Source organism: Mycobacterium gordonae, assembly GCF_017086405.1.
GTDB lineage: Bacteria > Actinomycetota > Actinomycetes > Mycobacteriales > Mycobacteriaceae > Mycobacterium > Mycobacterium gordonae_D.
Genome location: NZ_CP070973.1, coordinates 4,152,403 through 4,174,222 on the forward strand (window position 1 = coordinate 4,152,403; position 21,820 = coordinate 4,174,222).

19 protein-coding genes and 1 pseudogene are annotated in these 21,820 nt (G+C 67.5%); 6 read left to right on the forward strand and 14 right to left on the reverse strand.

What is annotated here, in order from left to right; translation table 11 throughout:
- The first annotated feature begins 313 nt into the window (after positions 1-313).
- Positions 314-1,165 carry a PAC2 family protein gene (locus tag JX552_RS17660; RefSeq protein ID WP_205878519.1) on the forward strand — a complete coding sequence of 284 codons (852 nt, stop codon included), beginning with the start codon at positions 314-316 and terminating at the stop codon, positions 1,163-1,165.
- Between the two features lie 138 nt (positions 1,166-1,303).
- Here JX552_RS17660 and JX552_RS17665 read toward each other — a convergent pair whose 3' ends face one another.
- The 4 genes from JX552_RS17665 to JX552_RS17680 form a co-directional block, all read right to left on the reverse strand.
- A complete protein-coding gene (locus JX552_RS17665) occupies positions 1,304-2,497 on the reverse strand; it encodes an FAD-dependent monooxygenase (RefSeq protein ID WP_205873322.1) in 1,194 nt (397 codons plus the stop codon).
- 13 nt (positions 2,498-2,510) lie between these two features.
- Positions 2,511-3,392 (reverse strand): SDR family oxidoreductase, encoded by an 882-nt coding sequence (locus JX552_RS17670; protein WP_205873323.1) that lies wholly within the window; start codon positions 3,390-3,392, stop codon positions 2,511-2,513.
- A gap of 24 nt (positions 3,393-3,416) precedes the next feature.
- Positions 3,417-4,652 carry a cysteine--1-D-myo-inosityl 2-amino-2-deoxy-alpha-D-glucopyranoside ligase gene (gene mshC, locus JX552_RS17675; protein WP_205873324.1) on the reverse strand — a complete coding sequence of 412 codons (1,236 nt, stop codon included), beginning with the start codon at positions 4,650-4,652 and terminating at the stop codon, positions 3,417-3,419.
- 254 nt (positions 4,653-4,906) lie between these two features.
- Positions 4,907-8,122, reverse strand: a complete 3,216-nt coding sequence (locus JX552_RS17680) for a helix-turn-helix transcriptional regulator (RefSeq protein ID WP_205873325.1) — start codon at positions 8,120-8,122, stop codon at positions 4,907-4,909.
- A gap of 212 nt (positions 8,123-8,334) precedes the next feature.
- Here JX552_RS17680 and JX552_RS17685 point away from each other — a divergent pair, with 212 nt between their 5' ends.
- Positions 8,335-9,903 (forward strand): aldehyde dehydrogenase family protein, encoded by a 1,569-nt coding sequence (locus JX552_RS17685; protein ID WP_205873326.1) that lies wholly within the window; start codon positions 8,335-8,337, stop codon positions 9,901-9,903.
- Between the two features lie 3 nt (positions 9,904-9,906).
- Here JX552_RS17685 and JX552_RS17690 read toward each other — a convergent pair whose 3' ends face one another.
- The 6 genes from JX552_RS17690 to JX552_RS17715 all read right to left on the reverse strand — a co-directional run bounded on the left by JX552_RS17690 (position 9,907) and on the right by JX552_RS17715 (position 14,110).
- Positions 9,907-10,701: a 3'(2'),5'-bisphosphate nucleotidase CysQ gene (locus JX552_RS17690; RefSeq protein WP_205873327.1), complete on the reverse strand. Its 795-nt coding sequence runs from the start codon at positions 10,699-10,701 to the stop codon at positions 9,907-9,909.
- A 31-nt stretch (positions 10,702-10,732) separates the two neighbouring features.
- Positions 10,733-11,548, reverse strand: coding sequence for an SCO1664 family protein (locus JX552_RS17695; RefSeq protein ID WP_346779281.1), 816 nt, complete (start codon positions 11,546-11,548; stop codon positions 10,733-10,735).
- Complete coding sequence (locus JX552_RS17700; RefSeq protein WP_065132854.1) at positions 11,532-12,119, reverse strand: DUF3090 domain-containing protein; 588 nt, start codon at positions 12,117-12,119, stop codon at positions 11,532-11,534. The genes JX552_RS17695 and JX552_RS17700 overlap by 17 nt, the downstream gene beginning before the upstream one ends.
- 97 nt (positions 12,120-12,216) lie before the next feature.
- On the reverse strand, positions 12,217-12,912 hold the full coding sequence (locus JX552_RS17705; protein WP_205873328.1) for a histidine phosphatase family protein: 696 nt from the start codon (positions 12,910-12,912) through the stop codon (positions 12,217-12,219).
- Positions 12,909-13,739, reverse strand: a complete 831-nt coding sequence (locus tag JX552_RS17710) for an undecaprenyl-diphosphate phosphatase (protein WP_205878521.1) — start codon at positions 13,737-13,739, stop codon at positions 12,909-12,911. The genes JX552_RS17705 and JX552_RS17710 overlap by 4 nt, the downstream gene beginning before the upstream one ends.
- 68 nt (positions 13,740-13,807) lie before the next feature.
- Positions 13,808-14,110: a hypothetical protein gene (locus JX552_RS17715; protein WP_205873329.1), complete on the reverse strand. Its 303-nt coding sequence runs from the start codon at positions 14,108-14,110 to the stop codon at positions 13,808-13,810.
- A gap of 110 nt (positions 14,111-14,220) precedes the next feature.
- Here JX552_RS17715 and JX552_RS17720 point away from each other — a divergent pair, with 110 nt between their 5' ends.
- Genes JX552_RS17720 through JX552_RS17730 form a run of 3 tightly spaced genes read left to right on the forward strand, consistent with a single transcriptional unit; the run spans position 14,221 to position 16,606 of the window.
- Positions 14,221-15,255, forward strand: a complete 1,035-nt coding sequence (locus JX552_RS17720) for a YncE family protein (protein WP_431195864.1) — start codon at positions 14,221-14,223, stop codon at positions 15,253-15,255.
- 53 nt (positions 15,256-15,308) lie between these two features.
- Positions 15,309-15,515 carry a DUF5703 family protein gene (locus JX552_RS17725; RefSeq protein ID WP_205873331.1) on the forward strand — a complete coding sequence of 69 codons (207 nt, stop codon included), beginning with the start codon at positions 15,309-15,311 and terminating at the stop codon, positions 15,513-15,515.
- A gap of 5 nt (positions 15,516-15,520) precedes the next feature.
- Positions 15,521-16,606, forward strand: coding sequence for a quinone-dependent dihydroorotate dehydrogenase (locus tag JX552_RS17730; RefSeq protein WP_205878522.1), 1,086 nt, complete (start codon positions 15,521-15,523; stop codon positions 16,604-16,606).
- 14 nt (positions 16,607-16,620) lie between these two features.
- Here JX552_RS17730 and JX552_RS33385 read toward each other — a convergent pair whose 3' ends face one another.
- Complete coding sequence (locus JX552_RS33385) at positions 16,621-17,280, reverse strand: PE family protein (protein WP_205873332.1); 660 nt, start codon at positions 17,278-17,280, stop codon at positions 16,621-16,623.
- Positions 17,281-17,717: 437 nt separating this feature from the next.
- Between JX552_RS33385 and JX552_RS17740 the strand changes: the two are divergent.
- Positions 17,718-19,037, forward strand: a pseudogene (locus JX552_RS17740) (PPE domain-containing protein); the annotation flags it as partial.
- 209 nt (positions 19,038-19,246) lie between these two features.
- On the opposite strand, the gene JX552_RS17745 reads toward JX552_RS17740, so the two are convergent.
- From JX552_RS17745 to JX552_RS17755, 3 genes are read right to left on the reverse strand one after another with little or no spacing between them, the layout of a single operon-like run.
- Positions 19,247-19,855 carry an alpha/beta hydrolase gene (locus JX552_RS17745; protein WP_205873334.1) on the reverse strand — a complete coding sequence of 203 codons (609 nt, stop codon included), beginning with the start codon at positions 19,853-19,855 and terminating at the stop codon, positions 19,247-19,249.
- An 11-nt stretch (positions 19,856-19,866) separates the two neighbouring features.
- Positions 19,867-20,394 carry a YbhB/YbcL family Raf kinase inhibitor-like protein gene (locus JX552_RS17750; RefSeq protein ID WP_205873335.1) on the reverse strand — a complete coding sequence of 176 codons (528 nt, stop codon included), beginning with the start codon at positions 20,392-20,394 and terminating at the stop codon, positions 19,867-19,869.
- Positions 20,395-20,413: 19 nt separating this feature from the next.
- Positions 20,414-21,772, reverse strand: a complete 1,359-nt coding sequence (locus JX552_RS17755; protein WP_431195865.1) for a M20/M25/M40 family metallo-hydrolase — start codon at positions 21,770-21,772, stop codon at positions 20,414-20,416.
- Positions 21,773-21,820: the final 48 nt, after the last annotated feature.

A 21,820-nucleotide genomic window follows, 5' to 3' on the forward strand; every position in this document is an offset into this window, starting at 1 on the left:
TCGGTCATGTTGTAGTTACCAAAGCTAACCAAATTGCAGCCGCAGGTATTTCGTCTCGACCGCGTCGGTGGCGGATGTCGACTTCGTCGAGGCTCAGACCGGCGGCTTCAGTCACATGCCAAGGATAGTCGGCCCGCCCGTGGCTTCCGGCCCTCGTTGACATTGCCACCAGGGTTGCGGCAGATCCGCGAATCGCGACCGTCGTGGCAAATTCGCCGGGTCATCGCAGCGGCGCGCCGTCCAGCGCCCGCGCGCCACGCCGTAGGCTTACTGGGTGACTTTGCCGGATCGTGGGCCGGGTGACGACGACAGACTGCCCAACTTGCACAACACCGTCGTAGTGGCGGCTTTCGAGGGCTGGAACGATGCCGGTGACGCAGCCAGCGACGCAGTGACCCACCTGGCTGCTATCTGGGATGCGCTGCCGATCGTCGAGATCGACGACGAGGCCTACTACGACTACCAGGTCAACCGTCCTGTCATCCGTCAGGTCGACGGCGTCACCCGGGAGTTGGAGTGGCCGGCGATGCGGATATCGCACTGCCGCCCGCCCGACAGCGACCGCGACGTGGTGTTGATGCACGGGGTCGAGCCGAACATGCGCTGGCGCACCTTTTGCGACGAGCTGCTGGCCGTCATCGACAAACTCAACGTCGACACCGTGGTCATTCTCGGGGCGCTGCTTGCCGACACGCCGCACACGCGGCCGGTGCCGGTGTCCGGCGCGGCGTACTCGTCGGAATCGGCGCGGCTGTTCGGCCTGGAAGAGACCCGCTACGAGGGTCCGACGGGCATCGCCGGGGTCTTCCAATACGCCTGCGTGGCGGCCGGTATCCCGGCGGTGACGTTCTGGGCGGCGGTGCCGCACTATGTGTCGCACCCACCCAACCCGAAGGCGACGGTGGCGCTGTTGCGGCGGGTGGAGGAAGTGCTCGATGTCGAGGTGCCGCTGGGTGACCTGCCGGCCCAGGCCGAGGCGTGGGAGCAGGAGATCACTGAGATGGCCGCCGACGACGAGGAACTGGCCGAATACGTGCAGTCGCTCGAGCAGCACGGCGACGCGGCGGTGGATGTCAACGAAGCGCTGGGCAAGATCGACGGTGACGCGCTGGCCGCCGAGTTCGAGCGGTATCTGCGACGGCGCCGGCCGGGATTCGGGCTGTAAGCGGGGCTGGCTGGTGCGGTTTGGCGGGTTGGCACCGGTAGTGCTGACGAGCGCCCGCGTGTTGCCAACGACACGCCAGTGGGGGCGGCACTTTGCGGGCGCTCGCGAATCGGGCACTCGCGACGTGGACACTCGCGACTAAGGAAGCTCCTCCGCACCGGTGCGCAGCATGGCAACCACCGGAGAGGGTGGGCCCACCAACGCCGCGGTGATCCGCCGGCTGACCCAAGGTAGCCACGCCAGACGCAGCGCGGTCCGGCGCGTCCATAGCTGAAACGGCGACGAGGGCAGGAACCGGTTGGCCGCGTCGCAACCCGCTTTCTGCTTCTCCTCGACCTCCGGGCGCCACAGTTGCTCGTAGAAGTCCAGCGCCCGCTCCACCGATGACGTACGGCGCAGCTGCTCGGCGAGCACGTAGGCGGCGCCCACCGCCAGTGAGGCACCCTGGCCGGCCAGCAGGGAGACCGCCGAGCAGGCATCGCCGATTAGCACCACGCGGTTCTTGTGCCAGTGCGGCATGACGATCTGCGCCACCTCGTCGTAGTAGATCTCCTCCGGCGGCGGGCATCGCTGCAGGGCTTCAGGCACCACCCAGCCCATGTCGGCATAGGTGGCGCGCAGCGCCGCCCGGGTGTCCTCGGGCAGCTGCCGATCCGGCGCGCGATGCGCGGCGAAGACGGCCACCTTGCCATTGCGCAAGGAGTAGAACCCGATCTGACGGTCGATGGTGTCGGTCAGGGCCACGTCGTCACCAGCAGCCTCGCGGATGCTGGCAGCGTCCAATACGAAAGCGGCGGTGTGGAATCCGAGATAACGCAGGTACTGCGCCTCGTCACCGAACACCAGGGCGCGCACGGTGGAGTGGATTCCGTCGGCGCCGATCAGCAGATCGGCGTCCAGCGTCTGCCCGCAGTCCAGAGTCACCGTCACGCCGTCGTCGTGATCGCGGACCCCGGTCACCGCGGCGCCATAGCGCAGTTCGACATTGTCGGGCAGGTTGTCGCGCAGCACCTTTTCCAGGTCAGGTCGCATCACGCTGCACAGTCGACCGCGCAACGCCCGGTCGATCTTGACGTAGGACACGGCGGCGCGGCAGCGACCCCGTTCGTCGACCAAATTGGCTTCGTCAAAGTTGTAGCCGACGTCGCGGATCGCGGGCAGCAGTCCGATCGCCTCGGCCGCGTCGTAGCCGGCGCCGAAGAAGTCGATGAGATAGCCGTGGGCGCGGGGCCCGGCTGCGCGTTCCAGCAGCACCACCTCGGCGCCGAGGGAGGACATGCGTTCTGCGGCGGCCAGCCCGGCAATCCCCGCGCCGCAAACGACGACTTTCACGACGGCTGCTCGGCTATGACTTCTCCAGCTCCTCGGTGTATGCGCTGGTGGAACGGCCGAGCGCGGCAACCTGGGCGTCCAGCTTCGGCATGATCTCGGCTGCGGTCTTGAGGATCGCCGCCTCCCCGATCCGGGTCGACAGCAGCGGTTTGAGCCAGCGCATCGCACCCACCCAACTGGGGCAGTACACCCGGATCTTGCGCCCCTCGATGCCCTTGACGAACGCCGCGGCGCACTTGTTGACCGAGGTGGTCCCGTTCAGCGGCGGAGGCAGTTTGGACAGCATCTCGTCGAACGCCGGCAGATCGCCCTTGGTGTCGCGCACCAGGGCCGTGTCGATCCAGGACATGTGGGCCGACCCGACGGTGACGCCCAGATGCGCCACCTCCAGCCGCAGGGAGTGCGCCAGGTGTTCGTTGCCCGCCTTGGACATGTCGTAGGGCACCATTCCCGGAGCGGCGGCGTAGGCGGCCAGCGACGACACGATCAGCACGTAGCCGCGGCGGTCGATGATCGACGGCAGCGCGGCGCGAACGGTGTAGAAGACACCCATCAGGTTGACGTCGATGACCCGCTTGACCGCCTCGGGATCGACCGTCAGCACCGAGCCGTAGCTGGCGATGCCGGCATTGGCCACCACCACGTCGATGCCGCCGAATTTCTGTACGGCCTGGTCGGCGGCAGCCTGCATGGCCTTCAGGTCGCGTACGTCGGCGACGACGGTCAGCACCCGGCCGTCTCCGCCGAGTTCAGCTGCGATCGACATGAGCTCGGCTTCGCCCAGGTCGGTCAGGACCAGCTTGGCGCCCTTGTTGTGCAGCCGACGGGCTACCTCGGCGCCAATCCCGCGCCCTGCGCCAGTGATGAGAACGACCTTGCCCTGCACCGATGTCATGGCGCAAAAGGTACCACCGCGGACTTACAGCGCGACTCCGAGCAGCGCGTCGACCGCGGTGGCCACCTGCCTGGGCGCCGCCTCGTCGTGGCCGCCGTACTCGAGCGCGTCAGTCGTCCAACCATCCAGCGCCGCAAGCGCTTTCGGCGTATCAAGGTCGTCGGCCAGATACCGGCGGACCCGGGCCAGGACGTCGGCGGCATCGGGACCGGCAGGCAACGAGGTGGCGGTTCGCCAGCGGTTCAGGCGGGCGTGCGCATCGTCGAGCACTTGCTGGCTCCAGAAGCGGTCGGCACGGTAGTGCCCGGCCAGCAGACCGAGGCGCACCGCCGACGGGTCGACGCCCTGGGCGCGCAGCTGAGACACCAGGACCAGGTTGCCCCGGCTCTTGGACATCTTGTGCCCGTCCCAGCCGATCATCCCGGCGTGCACGTAATGACGGGCAAATCTGCGTTCGCCGCTGACACATTCGGCGTGCGCGGCGGTGAACTCGTGATGCGGGAAGATCAAATCGCTGCCGCCGCCCTGAATGTCGAGTTCGCTGCCGATGCGGCTCAGCGCGATGGCCGCGCATTCGACGTGCCACCCCGGCCGGCCGGCTCCGAACGGCGCCGGCCAACTGGGCTCGCCGGGCCGGTTGACACGCCACAGCAGCGCGTCGAGTCCGTCGGTCTTGCCCAGCCGGCGCGGATCGCCGCCACGCTGTTCGAACAGGTCCAACATGGTCTCGCGGTCGTAACCCGATTCGTAGCCGAATTGCTGGGTAGCGTCGGCGCGGTAGTAGACGTCCGGGTACTCGCCCTCGACGACGTACGCCGCCCCGGAGGCAACCATTTTCTCGACGAGTTCGACCATCTCGGGGATAGCCTCGGTGGCCCCGACGTACTCGTGCGGAGGCAGCACCCGCAGCGCCGTCATGTCCTCGCGGAACAGCGCCACCTCCCGGTCGGCTAGCTCGCGCCAGTCGACACCGTCGCGGTCGGCACGCTCGAACAGCGGATCGTCGACGTCGGTGACGTTCTGGACGTAGTGCACGTCGTGGCCGATATCCAGCCACAGGCGGTGCACGAGATCGAACGTGAGATAGGTGGCGGCGTGGCCGAGGTGCGTCGCGTCGTACGGCGTGATGCCACACACGTACATGGTGGCCTTGCTGCCGGGGGTAACCGGGCGGATCTGCCGGTCAGAAGTGTCGTACAGCCGTAGTTCGGGGCCGCGTCCGGGTAACGCCAGGACCGGCGGAGAAGACCACGACCGCATGCGTCGACTTTAAGCCCGGCGACGATGCGCCCCGCGCAGCGGGGCGAGAAGGAGTCGGGCAATCCGACCTAAGCCCGGCGACGATGCGCCCCGCGCAGCGGGGCGAGAAGGAGTCGGGCAATCCGACCTAAGCCCGGCGACGATGCGCCCCGCGCAGCGGGGCGAGAAGGAGTCGGGCAATCCGACCTAAGCCCGGCGACGATGCGCCCCGCGCAGCGGGGCGAGAAGGAGTCGGGCAATCAAGCGGCACGAGGCTAGCCATCCCGACGCGCCGTTTCCCGGATGAGCTGGGCGCGAGAGGCAAGGCCCAATTTGGCGTAGACGTGTGTCAGATGAGTTTGCACCGTGCGCGGCGAGATGAACATCCGTCCTGCGATGTCGTTGTTGGCCAGTCCCTCGTTCACCAGCCGGACCACCTCGCGCTCAGTCCTGGTCAGCGACGCCCACCCCATGGTCGGGCGTTTTCGCCCGCCCCGACCCCGGAGTGTGTAGGAGATCACCTCGGCGATCGGGGAATTGGCGCCCGCAGCCCAGGCGGCATCGAAGTCCAGTTTACCCATTGATGTTCGAATCTCGGCGAGAAAAGATTCGTGGTCGGCACGGCGCAACGGGAAGCTATTTTCACCGATTCGCCGACGCAGGGCGTGCGCCGCAGCGAACATGCGCGTCGCGTCCCGGTAGTTGCCGTCTTCTGCACTGCACTCGGCTTTGCATTCGAGCACGTGGGCAATCCCTACCATCGCCTCGCTTTCCGCGCCGTAGGCCAATGCCTCGTCGACGTCGCGTCCGGCTTGTTCGAAATCACCTTCCGACCGCGCGACGACGGCACGAGTGGCCAACGCCTGCAGCCGGTGCCAGCCCGCGGTCGTCGCCACCGCCTTGTCCGCCCACCACCGGGCGGCCGACAGGTCACCGCCGAGGTAGGCGACCTGCGCGATCGGCACAACGTTGATCGGTCCCTGCCCGCTGCTGCCGATGCGCTGTCGGACCAAATCGGCCGCGTCCCGTGCGGTCTCGACATCACCCGCGGCAATGGCCGCGACGGCCAGGGCTACACCGGCCGCGCTCTCGGACAGTCCCCCGAGCTCCGCCGCGGCGGCGACGGCGTCGCGAGCGGCATCACCAGCTGCACGGTCATCACCCAGGTAGGCAAGTGCATGGGCCAAACCCATCAGGCTCAGCACCACATACATCTTGTCCTGGGCGATCTCAGCCTCCACCCGCACCTCGCGCAGCTGTGCGGCAGCCTGGTCCAGCTGCCCGCGCATGATCATCGACCAGGCAAGCCACGTCCGGCACCGGCGCGACTCGACCCGGTCACCGATCTCTTCGGCGAGTTGGCCTGCTTCTGCGGCGGCGATCCCCGCTTGCTTCGGATCTCCCGCCATGACCGCTCCGTAAGCCTGCACCGTGAGGCAGCGGGCAAGTATTCGGCGGTCGTCCATAGTCCGTGCGATCGCGGTAGCTTCAGCGAAATACGGCTGAGCGATCTGCGCCTGGTGGGCGGTGTTGTAGCCACAAGCGGTGAGCGCATTCGCCAGTAGCGCCGGGTCGTCGAGGTCGCGAGCGATCGCCAGGGCCTGCTGCGCCTGCGCCAGGCTGTCGTGGCCACTGGTGTAGGCGGTCAGAACAGACTTGTCGGCCAGCGCTCGGGCCCGCACCGACAGCGCCCGGTCCGGATCGTCTTCGCCTTTCTCGAGGATGGCGTCGAACCAGGCACGTCCCTCGTCGGCGCGACCACGCCCGCGCCACAGCGGTTGCAGCGAGGAGGCCAATCGCAGCGCCGACTCGACGTCGGACGTTTCCCGGCTCCACGTGAACGCCGCACGGAGATTGTCGATTTCGGCGTCGGCCCACTCGATCAGCCGCTCGTCGTCACGGTGTCCGGGCTCCGGTGACACCGTCGCCAGCGTGGTGAAGTGGTCGCGGTGACGTTCGCGCAGCATGTTCGTCTCGCCGGATTCGCCCAACTTCTCCGCGGCGTATTGCCGCACCGTTTCCAGGAGCCGATAGCGAGTTTGTCGCCGACCGTGGTCCGCGAGCACGAGCGACTTGTCGACAAGCAGAATCAGGAGTTCCAAGACCTCGCCGCGCGGCAAGTCGGTTCCCGATGCGACCGCCTGGACGGCGCCGAGATCGAAGCCGCCGTGAAACACCGACAGGCGGCGAAAAAGGATTCGTTCGAGATGCGTCAGCAGCTCGTGTGACCAATCCACGGACGCACGCAACGTCTGGTGGCGGCCGACGATTGCGCGGGCGCTGCCGGTGATCAGCCGGAAGCGATCGTGCAACGTGTCCAGTATCTCGGCCAGCGATAACGCCCGTACCCGGGCCGCTGCCAGCTCCAGGGCCAGTGGTATGCCGTCGAGGCGGCGGCAGATCTCGGCCAGACTTTCGGCATCTTCAGCGGTCACCGTGAACCCCGCGCGAGCCTCAGCGGCACGGTGGGAGAACAGTTCGACCGCTTCGTCGCCCAGCGCGAGCGACGGCACCCTCCAGCTGACTTCGCCGGCTGCGCCCAGCGGTTGGCGGCTGGTCGTGAGCACCCTCGATCTGCCTCCCGCGGACGCGAGCGCGGCGATCAGCGATGCGCTCGCGTCGAGCAGGTGCTCGCAGTTATCCAGAATCACCAGCGCACAGCGCTCGCCGATGAATTTAGCCAATATCGCAGTTGTGGTCGAGCTGTCCGGCGCGTCGGGTAGTCCCAGTGCGCGCGCCATCACCATCGGCACCATGCCCGGGTCGCGGATCGGTGCCAAGTTCACGAACCAAACCCCGTCGCCGAACCTGTCGGCTACCTGTGCGGCTACCTCGATCGCGAGCCGGGTCTTTCCCACTCCGCCCGCGCCCGTCAACGTCACCAGGCGGTGGGTCTGCAGCAAACACCTCACCTCGGCAAGCTCCGTGGTACGACCCACGAAGCTGCTCGTTTGAACTGGAAGTTGCCGAGGCATGGGCGGATTCGATGCGACGCGGGGCGGGGCTTCGTCGGCGAGTTCGGGGTGGCACAGCCGCACCACCCGCTCTGGCCTGGCAGAGTTCGCGAGCGGGTGAGCGCCCACATCGCTCAGCCACGCCGCGTCAGGTAGTCGATCCTGCACCAACGCCGCGGTGGCTGCGGATATCAGCACCTGGCCGTCACCGGCGAGGTCGCGCAGCCGCGCAGCGACCCGCAGGGTCGGCGCGGCGTATTCACCTGCGTCGCAACGATGAACCTCGCCGGTGTGTATCCCGATGCGAACCTGAAGTTTCGCCGAAGCGCCCAACCGCAGAGCGGCTGCCACCGCATCACTGGCGCGGGCGAAGGCCGCCACCGAAACGGCAGTCAGGGCCGGCTCCACGTCCGGGTCGGGCAGTTGCACACCGTCGTGGTCAGCGACGGCCTCGGCAAAGACACGGCTGGCTCGTTGGGACGCAATATGGTCAGCCGATAGCACGGTCACCGTTCCGGTCGGCCTACGCCTACTCACACCGCTCCACCTCGTCAGAGCCGAGTCCACGTCTCGCTCGTGCGCGCCGACTCGGGACGGTCGGCGTGGCTAGCACCTTCCGAATCCGCCACCGCGCACGGCTGGTTACCGCTTTCCGTTTGCCTTCAGCCGGAAACCTACGCGGTTTTGCCGATGATGTCTGTGGGCGCGGTGCAGGATCATCGACTCGCACGGCGACCACAGGAGAACCGATGACGACCGACATCACTCGTCGCTCAGATCGAGCGAGCGTCGCAAACCGAGAGCAGCCTTATGAACCCGACGAGGTAGCAGTCACCTGTCCGGCCACCGGGGAAGCGCTCGGCAGCGTCCCGGTGGCGAGGCCCCATCAGGTACAGGCGGCGGCGGCACGGCTGCGCGACGCCCAGCCCGCGTGGCGACATCTCGGTGTCGGGGGCCGCGCCCACTGGCTGGGCAGGTGGCGCGACTGGATGCTGGACCACCGTGACCAGGTGCTGACATTGCTGCAACTGGAAACGGGCAAGTCGTGGGCGGATGCCGGCGTCGAGATCGCCGCCGTGCAGATCATCAACTACTGGATCGACAACGCCGACGCCTTCTTGGCAGAACGGGCGGTGCGACCCTACGGCGCGGCCAACGCGGCCAAGAAGCTGACGATCGCCTACGAGCCGTACCCACTCGTCGGGGTGATCACCCCGTGGAACGGTCCACTTTCGGTGCCGCTTCTCGACATCCCAGCGGCATTGATGGCGGGTTGCGCCGTGCTGTCCAAGCCCTCAGAGTTCGCGCCGCTCGCCTGGCAAATGGTCGTCGACGGCTGGAAAGAGATCGGAGCCCCGAACGTGCTCGACGTGGTGTTCGGCTACGGCGAAACCGGTGCGGCGCTGGTTGACGTGGTCGATTACGTCATGTTCACCGGCTCGGTCAACACCGGCCGACGCATCGCTGTGAGCGCCGCGCAGCGGTTGATCCCATGCGACTTGGAGCTTGGCGGCAAGGACGCGATGATCGTCTGCGCCGATGCTGACATCGACCGAGCGGTCGACGGCGCGGTCTGGGGCGGCTTCGCCTACTCCGGTCAGGTCTGCATCTCGGTTGAGCGGGTCTACGTCGAGGCGCCGGTCTACGACGAGTTCGTGCAGAAGCTGGTGGCCAGGACAGCGCAGCTGCGCCAGGGTATGGACGCCGCCCACGACTACTCCTGCGAGATCGGCGCCATGACCACCGCACAGCAGCTCGCCATGGTGACTCGCCATGTCGACGATGCCGTCAGCAAGGGAGCCAGGGTGCTCATCGGCGGCAAGTCGGCCGGTGGGCCCGGCCTCTTCTACGAGCCGACCGTGCTCGTCGACGTCGATCACACGATGGATTGCATGCGTGAGGAGACTTTCGGACCGACCCTGCCGGTCATGAAGGTGCGTGACGCTGCCGAGGCGATAGCGAAAGCCAACGACTCGAAACTCGGCTTGTCGGGCAGCGTGTGGACTCGCGACAAAAGCAAAGCCAACGCACTTGCCCGGCAATGGAATACCGGGACGGTGAACATCAACAACGTGATCACCGGCCTGTTGCAGTTCGGTGTCCCAATGGCCGGGTGGCACGAATCCGGACTCGGCTCGCGCTCGGGCGGCGCCGAGGGGATCCGCAAGTACTGCCGCACCAAGAGCATCGTCGCCGACCGCGTCGCCATGAAAAAGGAGCTGCTGTGGTATCCCTACAGCCCCAGGAAGGGCCGCGCGGTGGAAAAAATCGTCAGAGCACTGTCGGCGAAAGACTGGCGCCGTCGATTCGGCCGTTGAGGATCACCACCAGGACTGGCGGATGGCGTCGAGCAGGATCGGCGCCAGCTCGGCGCGGCACATGACGAAGTCAGGCAGGTACGGGTCGAGCTGGTTGTACATCATCGGCGACCCGTCCAGGCGCGACACATGCATCCCCGCCGCCTGCACCACGCCCGCCGGCGCCGCCGAATCCCATTCCCACTGCCCCCCGGCGTGCAGGTAGGCGTCGGCGACGCCGTCGATGATCGCCATGGCCTTGGCGCCTGCCGAGCCGATGCGCACCAGTTCGATGTCCAGGATCTGCCGGATCCGGTACAGAATCGCCGGCGGCCGGGTGGCGCTGACGGCGATCCTGATAACGCCGGGGATGCCGGCAGCGGCCAGGTCCACCAGGGAGGTGACGGTGTCGCTGCGGTAGACGATATTGCCGCGGGCTGGTAGCGACACCGCCGCGTCGGTGATCTGCGGCCGACCGATTGCACCTCGCTGCCAGAGCGCAATGTGCACCGCCCAATCGTCGCGCCCACGGGTGGAGAACTCGCGGGTGCCGTCGAGCGGGTCGACGATCCACACCCGGTCGGACTTGAGCCGGACCAGGTCGTCGTGCGCCTCCTCGCTGAGCACCGCATCGCCGGGCCGCTCGGCCCGCAAGCGGCGCAAGATGAGCGAGTTCGCCAGCCGGTCACCGGCGTCACCGAGTTCCCACGGATAGTCGAAGCCGACCTCGTCGCGCACCTTGAGCAGCAACTCCCCCGCTTCGGCGGCGAGATCAGCGGCCAGCGCGGCGTCGGTCTGGTCACGCGCGGCCGGGTTCACCGCCCCAGTATCGCCGACGGTGTGCGCCCGCTCAGAACGCCGGCCAGGGAATGGGGCGATGCCTGTCGGGTCCGGGCATCACGGGCTCGGCCAGCAGCGCCTGCGTACGCCGGATCAGCGCCGCGATTTCGGCGCTGGTGATGTGGCCCCTGAGTTCGTCGGCCAACGGGCCGCGCAGCGCATCGGCCAGGGCTGCCACCGACTCCATGGTGGAGTCGTCGATCGGCTTGCCCGCCCAACCCCACAGCACGGTGCGCAGCTTGTCCTGGACGTGCAGGGTGACTCCGTGGTCGACCCCGTAGACGTTCCCGTCGAGGCCGAAGAGGATGTGGCCGCCCTTGCGGTCGGCGTTGTTGACCAGGATGTCGAACACCGCCATGCGACGCAGCCGACGGTCGTCGGCGTGCATCAGGACGACCTCGTCGCCGGCGTAGTCATACGCGCGCAGCACCGGCAGGTAGCCGGGCTGCGGCTTGCCGGTCGGGAACAGGTCGACCAGGTCGGGGCCGGGCCGCGGCTCGGAGTCGGCGGCGTCGCCGGGTTGCTGCACCCACAGCTGCAACATTCCCGGCCCCGCCGGACCATCGCGAATGATGGTGTACGGCACGATGTTCCAGTCCAGCTGGCGCGACACCAGATAGGCCGCGAGTTCGCGGCCCGCCAGCGTCCCGTCAGGGAAGTCCCACAACGGTTGCTCGCCGGAGACGGGCTTGTAGACGCAGTGCACGCATTGCGAATCCAGCGTTGCCTCACACAGGAAGGTGGCATTGCTCGCCGAACGGATCCGCCCCAGGACAGTCAGCTCGCCGTCGCGCAGCATCTCGTGTTGGTCATTCCTCGGCGTCATCGCTGGACCCGAAGAGCGCCTCGCGCCGGTAGCCGTTGGTGCGCGCGCAGATGTGGCCCTCGGGGTCCAGGGGTTCCTCGCACAGCGGGCACGGCGGGCGACCGGCCGAGATGACGCGGTTGGACCTGGTCGCGAACTGTCGTGCCGATTCCGGGGTGAGGAACACCCGTACCGCGTCGGGCCCTTCGTCGGTGTCGTCGAGCACGACGGAAGCGTCGAACTCCGCGTCGGTGACGGCCAGCAGTTCCACGACCACGGTCTGCGCCTCGGAATCCCAGCCCAGCCCCATCGTCCCGACCCGGAATTCGGCGTCGACGGGCATGATCAGCGGGCTGAGGTCGTCGACCTCGGTGGGCTCCGGGGGCACCGGGGTGCCGAAGCGACGGTTGACTTCGAGAAGCAGCGCGCCGATGCGTTCGGCGAGAACCGCTACCTGCTGCTTCTCCAAGACGACCGAGACGACCCGGGCATCGTGCACGGCCTGGATGTAGAACGTGCGGTTTCCGGGCTGCCCGACGGTCCCGGCCACGAAGCGGTCGGGTGTGCGGAATACGTGGATTGCGCGGGCCATGGCACTTCCAAAATACCGTGCGAGTGCCGCCGCCGTGCGCTTCGTCCGCCGGTCCGGGCGACGGCCGGGCGTGTCGGAGCGCTGAGCACGGGCTCGGCTAATTTGTCGAGCCGCCGACGACCGCGTCGCCGGTCGGCGGCTCCTTGGTCTCGGCGGCGGGCGCGGCCCGCAGGCCCGCCGACAGCCGCGTACCGGTGTGGTTGACATGGAGCACGAACGGCCGCAGCGCCGTGTAGCGGATGACGCTGACCGAGGCCGGGTCGGCGTTGACGCGCTGGAAGCTGTCCAGGTGCATGCCGTACGCATCGGCGATCAGTGACTTGATGACGTCGCCGTGGGTGCAGGCCACCCACAGCACGTCACCGCCGTACTGTTCGCTCAGCCGCCGGTCGTGTTCGCGAACGACCGCGACAGCGCGTGCCTGAACTTGTGCCAGGCCCTCACCACCGGGAAAGACCGCGGCGCTGGGGTGGGCCTGCACCACCCGCCACAAAGGCTCGTTGACCAGCTCGCCGAGCTTGCGGCCGGTCCACTCGCCGTAGTCGACCTCGGCGAGCTGGTCCTCGATCACAGGCGCGATGCACAGCGCGCGGGCCAGCGGTTCGACGGTGCGACGGCATCGCAACAGCGGCGAGGAGACCACCGCGCGGATGGGAAGGTCACCGATCCGATCGATCAGGCCGGCGGCCTGCTCGCGACCCTTGTCGTCGAGGTCGACACCTTCGGAGCGGCCGGCCAATACTCCGGCGGTGTTCGACGTGGACCGGCCGTGGCGCAGCAGCAGGACGGTCATGTGGCGGCCAACGTCCCGGTCGCCAGCAGAATCAGAACGGCACCACCGGCGATCACGCGGTAACCGACAAACCAGAACATGTTGTGGCGCACCAGAAAACGCAGAAACCAGGTCACCGCCGCCAGGCCGATGACGAACGCGATCAGGATGGACACCAGCAGTTGCGGACCGGTGGCGCTCATCCCTTCGGTGACCGGCTTGAACGCGTCGGGCAGGGAGAACAACCCCGACGCGAACACCGCCGGGATCGCCAGCAGGAAACCAAAGCGAGCGGCCAGTTCGCGTTCCAACCCGAGGAACAGGCCCGCGCTAATGGTCGAGCCCGAGCGCGACACCCCGGGCACCAGCGCCAGGCACTGGGCGGAGCCGACGACGATCGCGTCTCGCCAGTTCAGCTGCTCGATGTCCCGATTGCGACGGCCGATGTACTCGGCGAGCGCGATCACCGCGGAGAACACCACCATCGCGGTGGCCACCACCCACAGGTTGCGCACCTCGGAGCGGATGACCTCTTTGAAGAGCAGCCCGAGCACACAGATCGGAATGGTGCCGATGATCACATACCAGCCCAGCCGGTAGTCGGCGTTGCGGTGCGACTTGACGAACAACCCGTTGAACCAGGCGCGCAGGATGCGCACGATGTCGCGTGCGAAGTAGACGAGTACCGCGGCCTCGGTGCCCAACTGGCTCACCGCGGTGAACGACGCGCCGGCGTCGGCGCTGAAGAACAGCCGCGACACGATGGCCAGGTGCCCAGAGGAGGAAACCGGCAGAAACTCGGTCAGACCCTGCACCACGGACAGAACAATGACTTGCCCCCAGGACATCGGTGCTACCGCAGACACGACGACGACCGTACCCGGTGTGGCCGCCACCCGGCCGCGGTGCGGTCGCGCTAACGCGCGACTGGCACCGCGCGAGCCACCGAGTCGCGCACCGCGGCAGCTAAGCTGCGCTCATCGGTGAGGTCGATGTCCAGCACGCTGCGCACGGCGCGAGCGACAACGTCTTCAGCCTGCGGAACCGGTGCAACCAAACCCGCCCGGTAAATTTCTACAACGAGTGAGCGGTGTTCGATGTGAAAGGAAAAACTGCGCCCATCTCCGACTTGTCCATAACCACTGGCGAAAATGCCAGGCGTTATGTCCTCGACCGCAAACTCTTGGTCTGCGGTATGCCGGTCAGCGGTGACGGTCATGCGGTGAGAATACCTCCGCTGCACCGTTTTATACGTCGAACATGGCGAGATTGAGCGCGATGACGTTCCTTAGAATTTGACGTGCTGGCGGAAACTATGGGAGATTCGGATTGCTCACGGCGAAGTGGAACGGTCTTCATCAGGCATTTGTTGCCATCTTTAGTTTGCTGACTCTGATTGCGCCGGTCTCCGGGTGTTCAACGAACCCGCTCAGTTCGGCGCCGCCCACGATCGAACCCGCCCGGCCGGCCGTCTCTCCACCGGCCCGGAATCCCGCGGGGGCGGTGCGACCCCTGGGCGGGCGCCCACAAAGCGCACTGTTCGACGCCGGCTCCCGGCAGCTGGTGGTCCTCTCCCCTGCCGATGACACCGCAGGACCGGCGAGCATCGCGGTACTCGGCACGCAGGGCGCTGCGCGCGTGATCAGCCTGCCGGGTCCGGCCACCGCCCTGACCGGCGACGGGCAGGGCACGGTCTATCTCTCGGGACGCGACGGCTACGCCACAGTCAATCTGGGCACCGGCCAGAGCATCGCGACAACGGTCGACGGTGGTCACGAATTCACCGCCATCGCGCGCCGCGCCGACGGCAGGCTGGTATTGGGCAGCGCAGACGGTGCGGTGTATTCACTGGCCGCCGACGGCACGGTCGCCAACCGCAACAAGATCTTTGCGCGCGTGGATGCCCTTGTCACCCAAGGCAATACGACAGTGGTGCTGGATCGCGGCCAGACATCGGTGACCACAATCGGACCCGACGGCCGGGCCGCGCAGTCGCTACGGGCCGGCGAAGGCGCCACCACGTTGGCCGCCGACCCGCAGGGGCGGGTGCTCGTCGCCGACACCCGCGGGGGCCAACTGCTGGTGTACGGGGTGGACCCGTTGATCTTGCGACAAGCGTTCCCGGTGCGGCAGGCCCCGTACGGTCTGGTCGGGTCACGAGACCTGGCCTGGGTGTCCCAGACAGCGTCCAACACCGTCATTGGTTACGATCTGAGCACCGGCATACCCGTGGAAAAGGTGCGTTACCCAACCGTGCAGCAACCGAACTCGCTGGCCTTCGACGAGGCGTCGGACACCTTGTACGTGGTGTCGGGGTCGGGCGCCGGGGTGCAGATCATCGAGCATGCGGGGCGCAGGCCGTGAACTCCGGGCCCGCGCCGCGCTGGAGCCGGCTACCAGCCGGGTGGGAAGCCGACATGTCCGACGACTACGAGTGGGTGCCGCTGCGGCTGCCGCCCGACGTGACGCGGGTCAGTGCGTCCACCCGTCTTTCCATCGAGGCCGAGTACCGCGGCTGGGAGTTGACCAGGGTGCGCCTCTACACCGACGGGAGCAGACGGGTGTTGTTGCGTCGCAAGAAGAGTCGCATGGAGAACCGATTGCCCGAACAGCCGGAATCGTGACATCGATGTATGGGTTGCTGCGCAGTCTGCTGTTCACGGTTCCGGCCGAACGCGCCCACACCCTGGTGTTTGCGGGATTGCGCGGCGCCACGGCGGCAGCGCCGGTGCGCCGGCGTTTGGGCCGGTGGCTGGGGCCGACCGACCCGGTGCTGGCCAGCACGGTGTTCGGGGTGAACTTTCCCGGACCGCTAGGTTTGGCCGCCGGGTTCGACAAAGACGGAACGGGGCTGTCAGTCTGGGGCGCAATGGGTTTCGGATACGCCGAGATCGGCACCGTCACCGCGCACGCCCAGCCGGGAAACCCAACACCGCGGCTGTTCCGATTGTCGGAGGATCGGGCGCTGCTCAATCGCATGGGCTTCAACAATCACGGTGCCGGCGCGCTGGCGGCACGGCTGGCCATGCATGTCCCCGATATCCCGCTGGGCGTGAATATCGGCAAGACCAAGATGGCTCCGCCCAGCCAGGCTGTTGACGATTACCGTTGGAGCGCAAGACTATTGGCACCCCTGGCGTCGTATCTGGTGGTGAACGTCAGCTCACCAAACACCCCGGGACTGCGCGACCTGCAGGCCGTCGAGTCGCTGCGGCCGATCCTGGCGGCGGTGCTCGCCGAAGCGTCGAGCACCCCGGTGCTGGTCAAGATCGCCCCGGACCTGTCCGATTCGGACGTCGACGAGATCGCCGACCTTGCCGTGGAGCTGGGCCTGGCCGGCATCGTGGCGACCAACACCACGGTCTCGCGCGACGGCTTGCGCACCCCAGGCGTGGCAGCGCTGGGCGCCGGCGGCATCTCCGGGCCGCCGGTAGCGCGCCGTGCGGTGCAGATTCTGCGCAGGCTGTATGACCGGGTCGGCGATCGACTGGTACTGATCAGCGTGGGCGGCATCGAAACCGCCGACGACGCGTGGGAGCGGATCACCGCGGGCGCCTCGCTACTGCAGGGCTACACCGGGTTCATCTACGGCGGAGGCCTGTGGGCCAAGGAGATTCACGACGGCATCGCCCGCCGGTTGCACGAGGGTGGGTTCGCATCGCTGAGCCAGGCCGTCGGGTCGGCGGTGGGCGACCGGGAGACGCCGCCGGGTTAGGCCGGGCCTCGCCACTACGCGATCGACGTCGCTCGATCGCCACCAATTCCACCGGCGCCGGCCGCGCCGCCCGAACCGCCGGAGCCGCCGGTGCTGCCGACCGGCGGGTCGGCGGGGTTGCCTTCGCCACCGCGGCCGCCGACCTGGCCGGAACTCTTCCCACCGCCACCGTCTCCGCCGGTCGCCGCCCCAGCCCCCGCCGCCGCCGGTCCCGCCGATGTTGCCTCCGGCACCGCGATTGGTGGGGATGCCGTTGCCGTTACCGCCGTTGCCGTTAACGCCGTTGCCCCCACGGCCGCCCTCACCGCCGCCCTCGCCAATCCACCGCTGCCGGCTGCGCCGTCGCCGGTCCCCGCCCCGCCGGCACCTCCGGCGCCGGCCGTACCCTCAGTCCGCCGTTGCCGCCGTGCCCCATACGCTCGGGCGCTGGCATCGAGCGTGCGCACCAACTCGTCCTGATACGCCATCAGTCGAGAGCTCACCAGTTGACGGGCATGGCCATGGTCGGCGAAGAATGCGGCCACCGCTGTCGAGACTTCATCGGTGCCCGCGGCCAACACCGACATCGTCGGGACCGCGCCTGCCTCGTGTGCCGAGCGTGGGGACCAGCCGATACCGACGACATCGGCTGCTGCCGCTGACAAAGCTGCTGTGTTGGCCGACATGAACGACATCGCTTGGATCCGTCGCGGTAATGGGATTGCCTGGCAGGGCCACAGCTCAGCTACGGCTTTCGCGTGACTACCGCCGCTCCGACTTCGGGCAGCGGGTGGATTCGGCGGATGAATTTTCTTCCCCCCCTTGGGGGAGGATGACACGGCATTTCAATTCCGCGACCACCCCCTCGGATGGACGACCGAGTCCGAAAGTTATTGCTTTAAAGTCGCTTTCGCATCAGGGAAGCAACTTGATAGACGAGCGCGCGGTGGGGCGGCCGATATCGAAACCTCGACGCGAGCCGTTTGCGGATAACCCGCAACTCCCTTCCAATGTCGGTGAATCCCGGTCGGCGTAGCTAACTCATCGCAGGGCGGGACGACCTACCCCGCAGCCATCTGACTGCACGGCCCTGATGCGGCGCGGACCAGCTGTTTCGGCTTAGGGAGATGTGATGGACTTGGCCAGGTTTCCGCCCGAGCACAATTCCTGGCGGATGTTTGCCGGCCCCGGACCCAGCCCTATCCTTAACGCCGCGGCCGCCTGGCAGACTCTTGGCGCTGAATTGCGTTCCTGCGCAGCGGCAATGCCCATGCTGACCGCCTGCCTGGCCGGCTCGTCCTGGCAGGGTGCAGCGGCGGCTGCGATGCAGGACGCTGTGACGCCCTATGTGGGCTGGCTGAGCAGGGCGGCGGTACACGCCGATCAAGCCGCCAGTCAAGCACGACTGGCAGCCGGCGCTTTCGAAGCAGCACAAGCAGCGACCGTGCACCCGGAGATCATCTCGACCAACCGCGCCGCACTGATCCGACTCGTGACCTCGAACCTTCTTGGGCTCGATGCACCGGCTATCGCCGCCACCGAAGCCGAATACGAACGGATGTGGGCGCAGGATGTGTCCGCACTATTCGCCTATCACGCCGAGGCTTCGACAATCGCCTCGGCGCTGACTCCCCTGTCGCCACCACATCTCGGACCTGCCGCGGCAACCGATCGGGGCGTTACCAACCTCGGCTTCGCGAACCTGGGCCAGGGCAACATCGGTCGGGCAAATATCGGCAACTTCAACATCGGATCGGCGAACATCGGTAGCGCCAACCTCGGCAGCGCAAACATCGGCGACGCAAACCGCGGCTTGGCAAGCATTGGCACCGACAACGGCGGCCTGGCCGGTCTGGGCGACCGCAATATCGGCCCGGCAAACCTCGGCAGCGGAAACCGAGGCTGCTGGAACGTCGGCAATGCCAACCTCGGCATCGCCAACTCCGGCGACACCAACGTCGGGATCGCCAACACCGGCACCGGCAACATCGGCGTCGGCCTGACCGGCAACGGCGAAATCGGTTTCGGAGCGTCGAATTCCGGTAACGCCGACCTCGGCTTACTGAACTCGGGCACCGGCAACATCGGCCTGTTCAACTCCGGCACGGGAAACGTCGGCATCGGAAACTCCGGCACCGGCAACTGGGGCGTCGCGAATCCGGGCAGCACCAACACCGGAATCGGGAACACCGGCAACTACAACACAGGCTTCTTCAACGCCGGCAGCACCAATACCGGAATCGCCAACACCGGCAACTACAACTGCGGCTTCGTCAACGCGGGCAGCACCAACACCGGTAGTTACAACGCAGGCAGCGTCAATACCGGCGGGCTGAATGCGGGCAGTTACAACACTGGCTACTACAACACGGGGAGTGTCAACACCGGCGCCTTCATCCGGCGCAACTACAGCAACGGCCTTTTCGTCACCGGCAACAACCAGGGCCAGATCAGCGCCCACGTCGCCATCGATATTCCGACCGTTCCCATCGACATTGCATCGACTAATCCGGTCAACCAAACCCTGGTGGTGGGTGGCCAGTTGTGGACCATTCCCGGCTACACCTATCCGAAGACGTATTTCCTCGACGGCGCCTTCTACCTAGGGCCGGTCCCCGCCCACCCGCCGACGGGCGCGGACGGGCGCGGACGGGCGCCTCCTCATTGTTGCTGCCCGGACCGCCCGCGGCGATGATTTCGGGCTAGGGACTCGGCGACGAAATCGGCCGTGCGGCCGTGCCATTGACGCCACCGGCGAACCATCGCGTGTCCCGCTCCCGCGACACCCACCCACTCAGCGTCCAGCCCGCGCCGGACGGCCCGCCGTGTCTGTTCGTAGGAAGTGAGAGGGTCCGTCCTGGTGTCGGCGGTGCCGTGCAGGACCAGCAGCCGGGTGCCCTTGGGAATCAGGTCGCCCTTGTCCCCCGCCCACCACGGCGCCAGCGCCACCACGGCCGCGATGCCGCCCTGGGCAGCGAGCTGCGCGGCGACCCGTCCGCCCATCGAATGCCCAACCAGCACAACGCTTTCCGGCTGCCATCGGTGTCGGCAGCGGCGCAGCACGTCCTCGGCGTCGCGCACCGGGTCGCGCTGCGGGCTGTTCCATCCGCGCAGCCGGTACTGGACTCGTCGCACGACGACGTCGGAACCGAGTCGGCGTCGTAGTGCGCGCGCGATGAACACCATCCGGAGATTGGCCGGCTGCCACCATCGTGACGGCTCGTTACTGCGCACCTTGCCGCCGGGGAGGACCAGCACGCACGCGCGCACCGGTTGGCTGCTTACGTCTGCTCGTAGGTCGCGTGGATGACCGCCCGGGCGATCGCATGCTGAAACAGGTTGAAGCCCAAGTAAGCGGGGGTGGCGTCCTCCGGCAAATCCAGTTTGTCGACATCGACGGCGTGGACGGCGACGTAGTAGCGATGCGGGCCGTGTCCCGGGGGCGGCGCGGCGCCGATGTAGCGACGCTGCCCCGCATCGTTGGCCAGGGTGAGCGCGCCGCCCGGCAGTTCGCCGCCGTCTCCGGCGCCGGCGGGCAACTCGGTGACGTCGCCGGGCAGGTTGGCCACCGCCCAGTGCCAGAACCCGGAGGCCGTCGGAGCGTCGGGGTCGTAGACGGTGACCGCGAAGCTGCGCGTCTCCGGGGGGAAGCCCGACCAGCTCAGCTGCGGGCTGACGTCCTCACCCCCGGCCCCCATGATCCCGCTGACCTGCGCGTTGGACAGCGGCTGACCGTCGGTGATCGATTCCGAGGTCAGGGTGAACGACGGCAGGTCGGGCAGCGCGTCGTAGGGGTTGGGCACTGTCATTGTCAGTCCTCTCGTGTCATCAGCAGTGGGTGAGAAAGTGCGCCAGCACTTCGGTGCCGAACCTCAGCGCGTCGATGGGTACCCGCTCATCGACGCCATGGAACAGCGAGGTGAAGTCCAGGTCCGGCGGCAGCCGCAGCGGGCTGAAGCCGAAGCAGCGAATTCCTAAGCGCATGAACGCTTTTGCGTCCGTACCGCCGGACAGCATGTACGGCACCGTCCGGGCGCCCGGGTCCAGCGCCAGTACGGCGGCGTTCATGGCGTCCACCAGATCGCCATCGAACGACGTCTCATAGGAGCCCAGGCTTCTGATCCACTCCCGGGTCACGTCCGGCCCCAGCAGGGCGTCCACCTCGGCTTCGAACGCCGCCAGGCGCCCGGGCAGCACCCGACAGTCGATCACCGCTTCGGCTGTCGCCGGCACCACGTTGGCCTTGTAACCCGCCTTGAGCATCGTGGGGTTCGCGGTGTCGTGCAGCACGGCCTTCAGCATCCGCGCCATCGGGCCGAGTTTGTCGATCATTCCGTCGAGGTCGGGTGAGGCGACGTCGAAAGACAGCCCCGTCTCCTCGCTGACCGCGGCCAGGAATTGGGCGACGGTGTCGGTGCACACCAGCGGGAACTGATGCCGGCCGAGCCGGGCCACAGCTTCGGCAACGGCGGTGACGGCGTTGTTGTCGTGCACCATCGACCCGTGTCCCGCCCGTCCCCGCGCGGTCAGCCGCATCCACTGGATGCCCTTCTCGGCGGTCTCGATCAGGTACAACCGACGCTCCCCGCCGTCATGTCGGGGCACGGTCAGCGAGAACCCACCGACTTCGCCGATCGCTTCGGTGACGCCGTCGAACAGATCCGGGCGGTTGTCCACCAGCCACTGCGCCCCGTACTTGCCGCCGTGTTCCTCGTCGGCGACGAACGCGAACACCAGGTCCCGCGGCGGCACGATGCCGGCGCGCCGGAAATGCCGGGCCAGCACCAGCGTCATGCCGACCATGTCCTTCATGTCGACCGCGCCGCGGCCCCAGACGTAGCCGTCCTCGATGGCGCCGGAGAACGGGTGCACACTCCAATCGGCCGGTTCGGCGGGGACCACGTCGAGGTGCCCATGGATCATCAATGCGCCGCGGGTACGGTCCGCGCCGGGCAGGCGGGCGAACACGTTGCCCCGCCCGGGTGCCCCGGACTCGATGTACTCCGTCTGGTAACCGACTTCGGCGAGCTGCTCGGCGATCCACTGGGCGCACTCGGCCTCGCCCTTGGTGGTCTCGAGCTCGCCGGTATTGCTGGTGTCGAACCTGATCAGCTTGCTGACGGTTTCGGCCACGTCGTCTGCCGGATTGAAAGGGTTGTTGGGCTCAGCCTCGCTCGCACCGGTCACAGTCACCTTTCCTACCACGCCTGCGAGATGACGGTGAGGCGCGTCGGT

Bases quoted from the DNA above. Each gene is read 5' to 3' on its own strand.
- JX552_RS17715 (WP_205873329.1), bottom strand. From the start codon at position 14,110: ATGACCGTCACCGCTGACCGGCATACCGCAGACCAAGAGTTTGCGGTC.
- JX552_RS17725 (WP_205873331.1), top strand. From the start codon at position 15,309: ATGTCCGACGACTACGAGTGGGTGCCGCTGCGGCTGCCGCCCGACGTG.
- JX552_RS17705 (WP_205873328.1), bottom strand. From the start codon at position 12,912: ATGACCGTCCTGCTGCTGCGCCACGGCCGGTCCACGTCGAACACCGCC.
- JX552_RS17695 (WP_346779281.1), bottom strand. From the start codon at position 11,548: ATGACGCCGAGGAATGACCAACACGAGATGCTGCGCGACGGCGAGCTG.
- JX552_RS17730 (WP_205878522.1), top strand. From the start codon at position 15,521: ATGTATGGGTTGCTGCGCAGTCTGCTGTTCACGGTTCCGGCCGAACGC.
- mshC (WP_205873324.1), bottom strand. From the start codon at position 4,652: ATGCGGTCGTGGTCTTCTCCGCCGGTCCTGGCGTTACCCGGACGCGGC.
- JX552_RS17700 (WP_065132854.1), bottom strand. From the start codon at position 12,119: ATGGCCCGCGCAATCCACGTATTCCGCACACCCGACCGCTTCGTGGCC.
- JX552_RS17750 (WP_205873335.1), bottom strand. From the start codon at position 20,394: ATGACAGTGCCCAACCCCTACGACGCGCTGCCCGACCTGCCGTCGTTC.
- JX552_RS17670 (WP_205873323.1), bottom strand. From the start codon at position 3,392: ATGACATCGGTGCAGGGCAAGGTCGTTCTCATCACTGGCGCAGGGCGC.
- JX552_RS17710 (WP_205878521.1), bottom strand. From the start codon at position 13,739: ATGTCCTGGGGGCAAGTCATTGTTCTGTCCGTGGTGCAGGGTCTGACC.
- JX552_RS33385 (WP_205873332.1), bottom strand. From the start codon at position 17,280: ATGTCGTTCATGTCGGCCAACACAGCAGCTTTGTCAGCGGCAGCAGCC.
- JX552_RS17685 (WP_205873326.1), top strand. From the start codon at position 8,335: ATGACGACCGACATCACTCGTCGCTCAGATCGAGCGAGCGTCGCAAAC.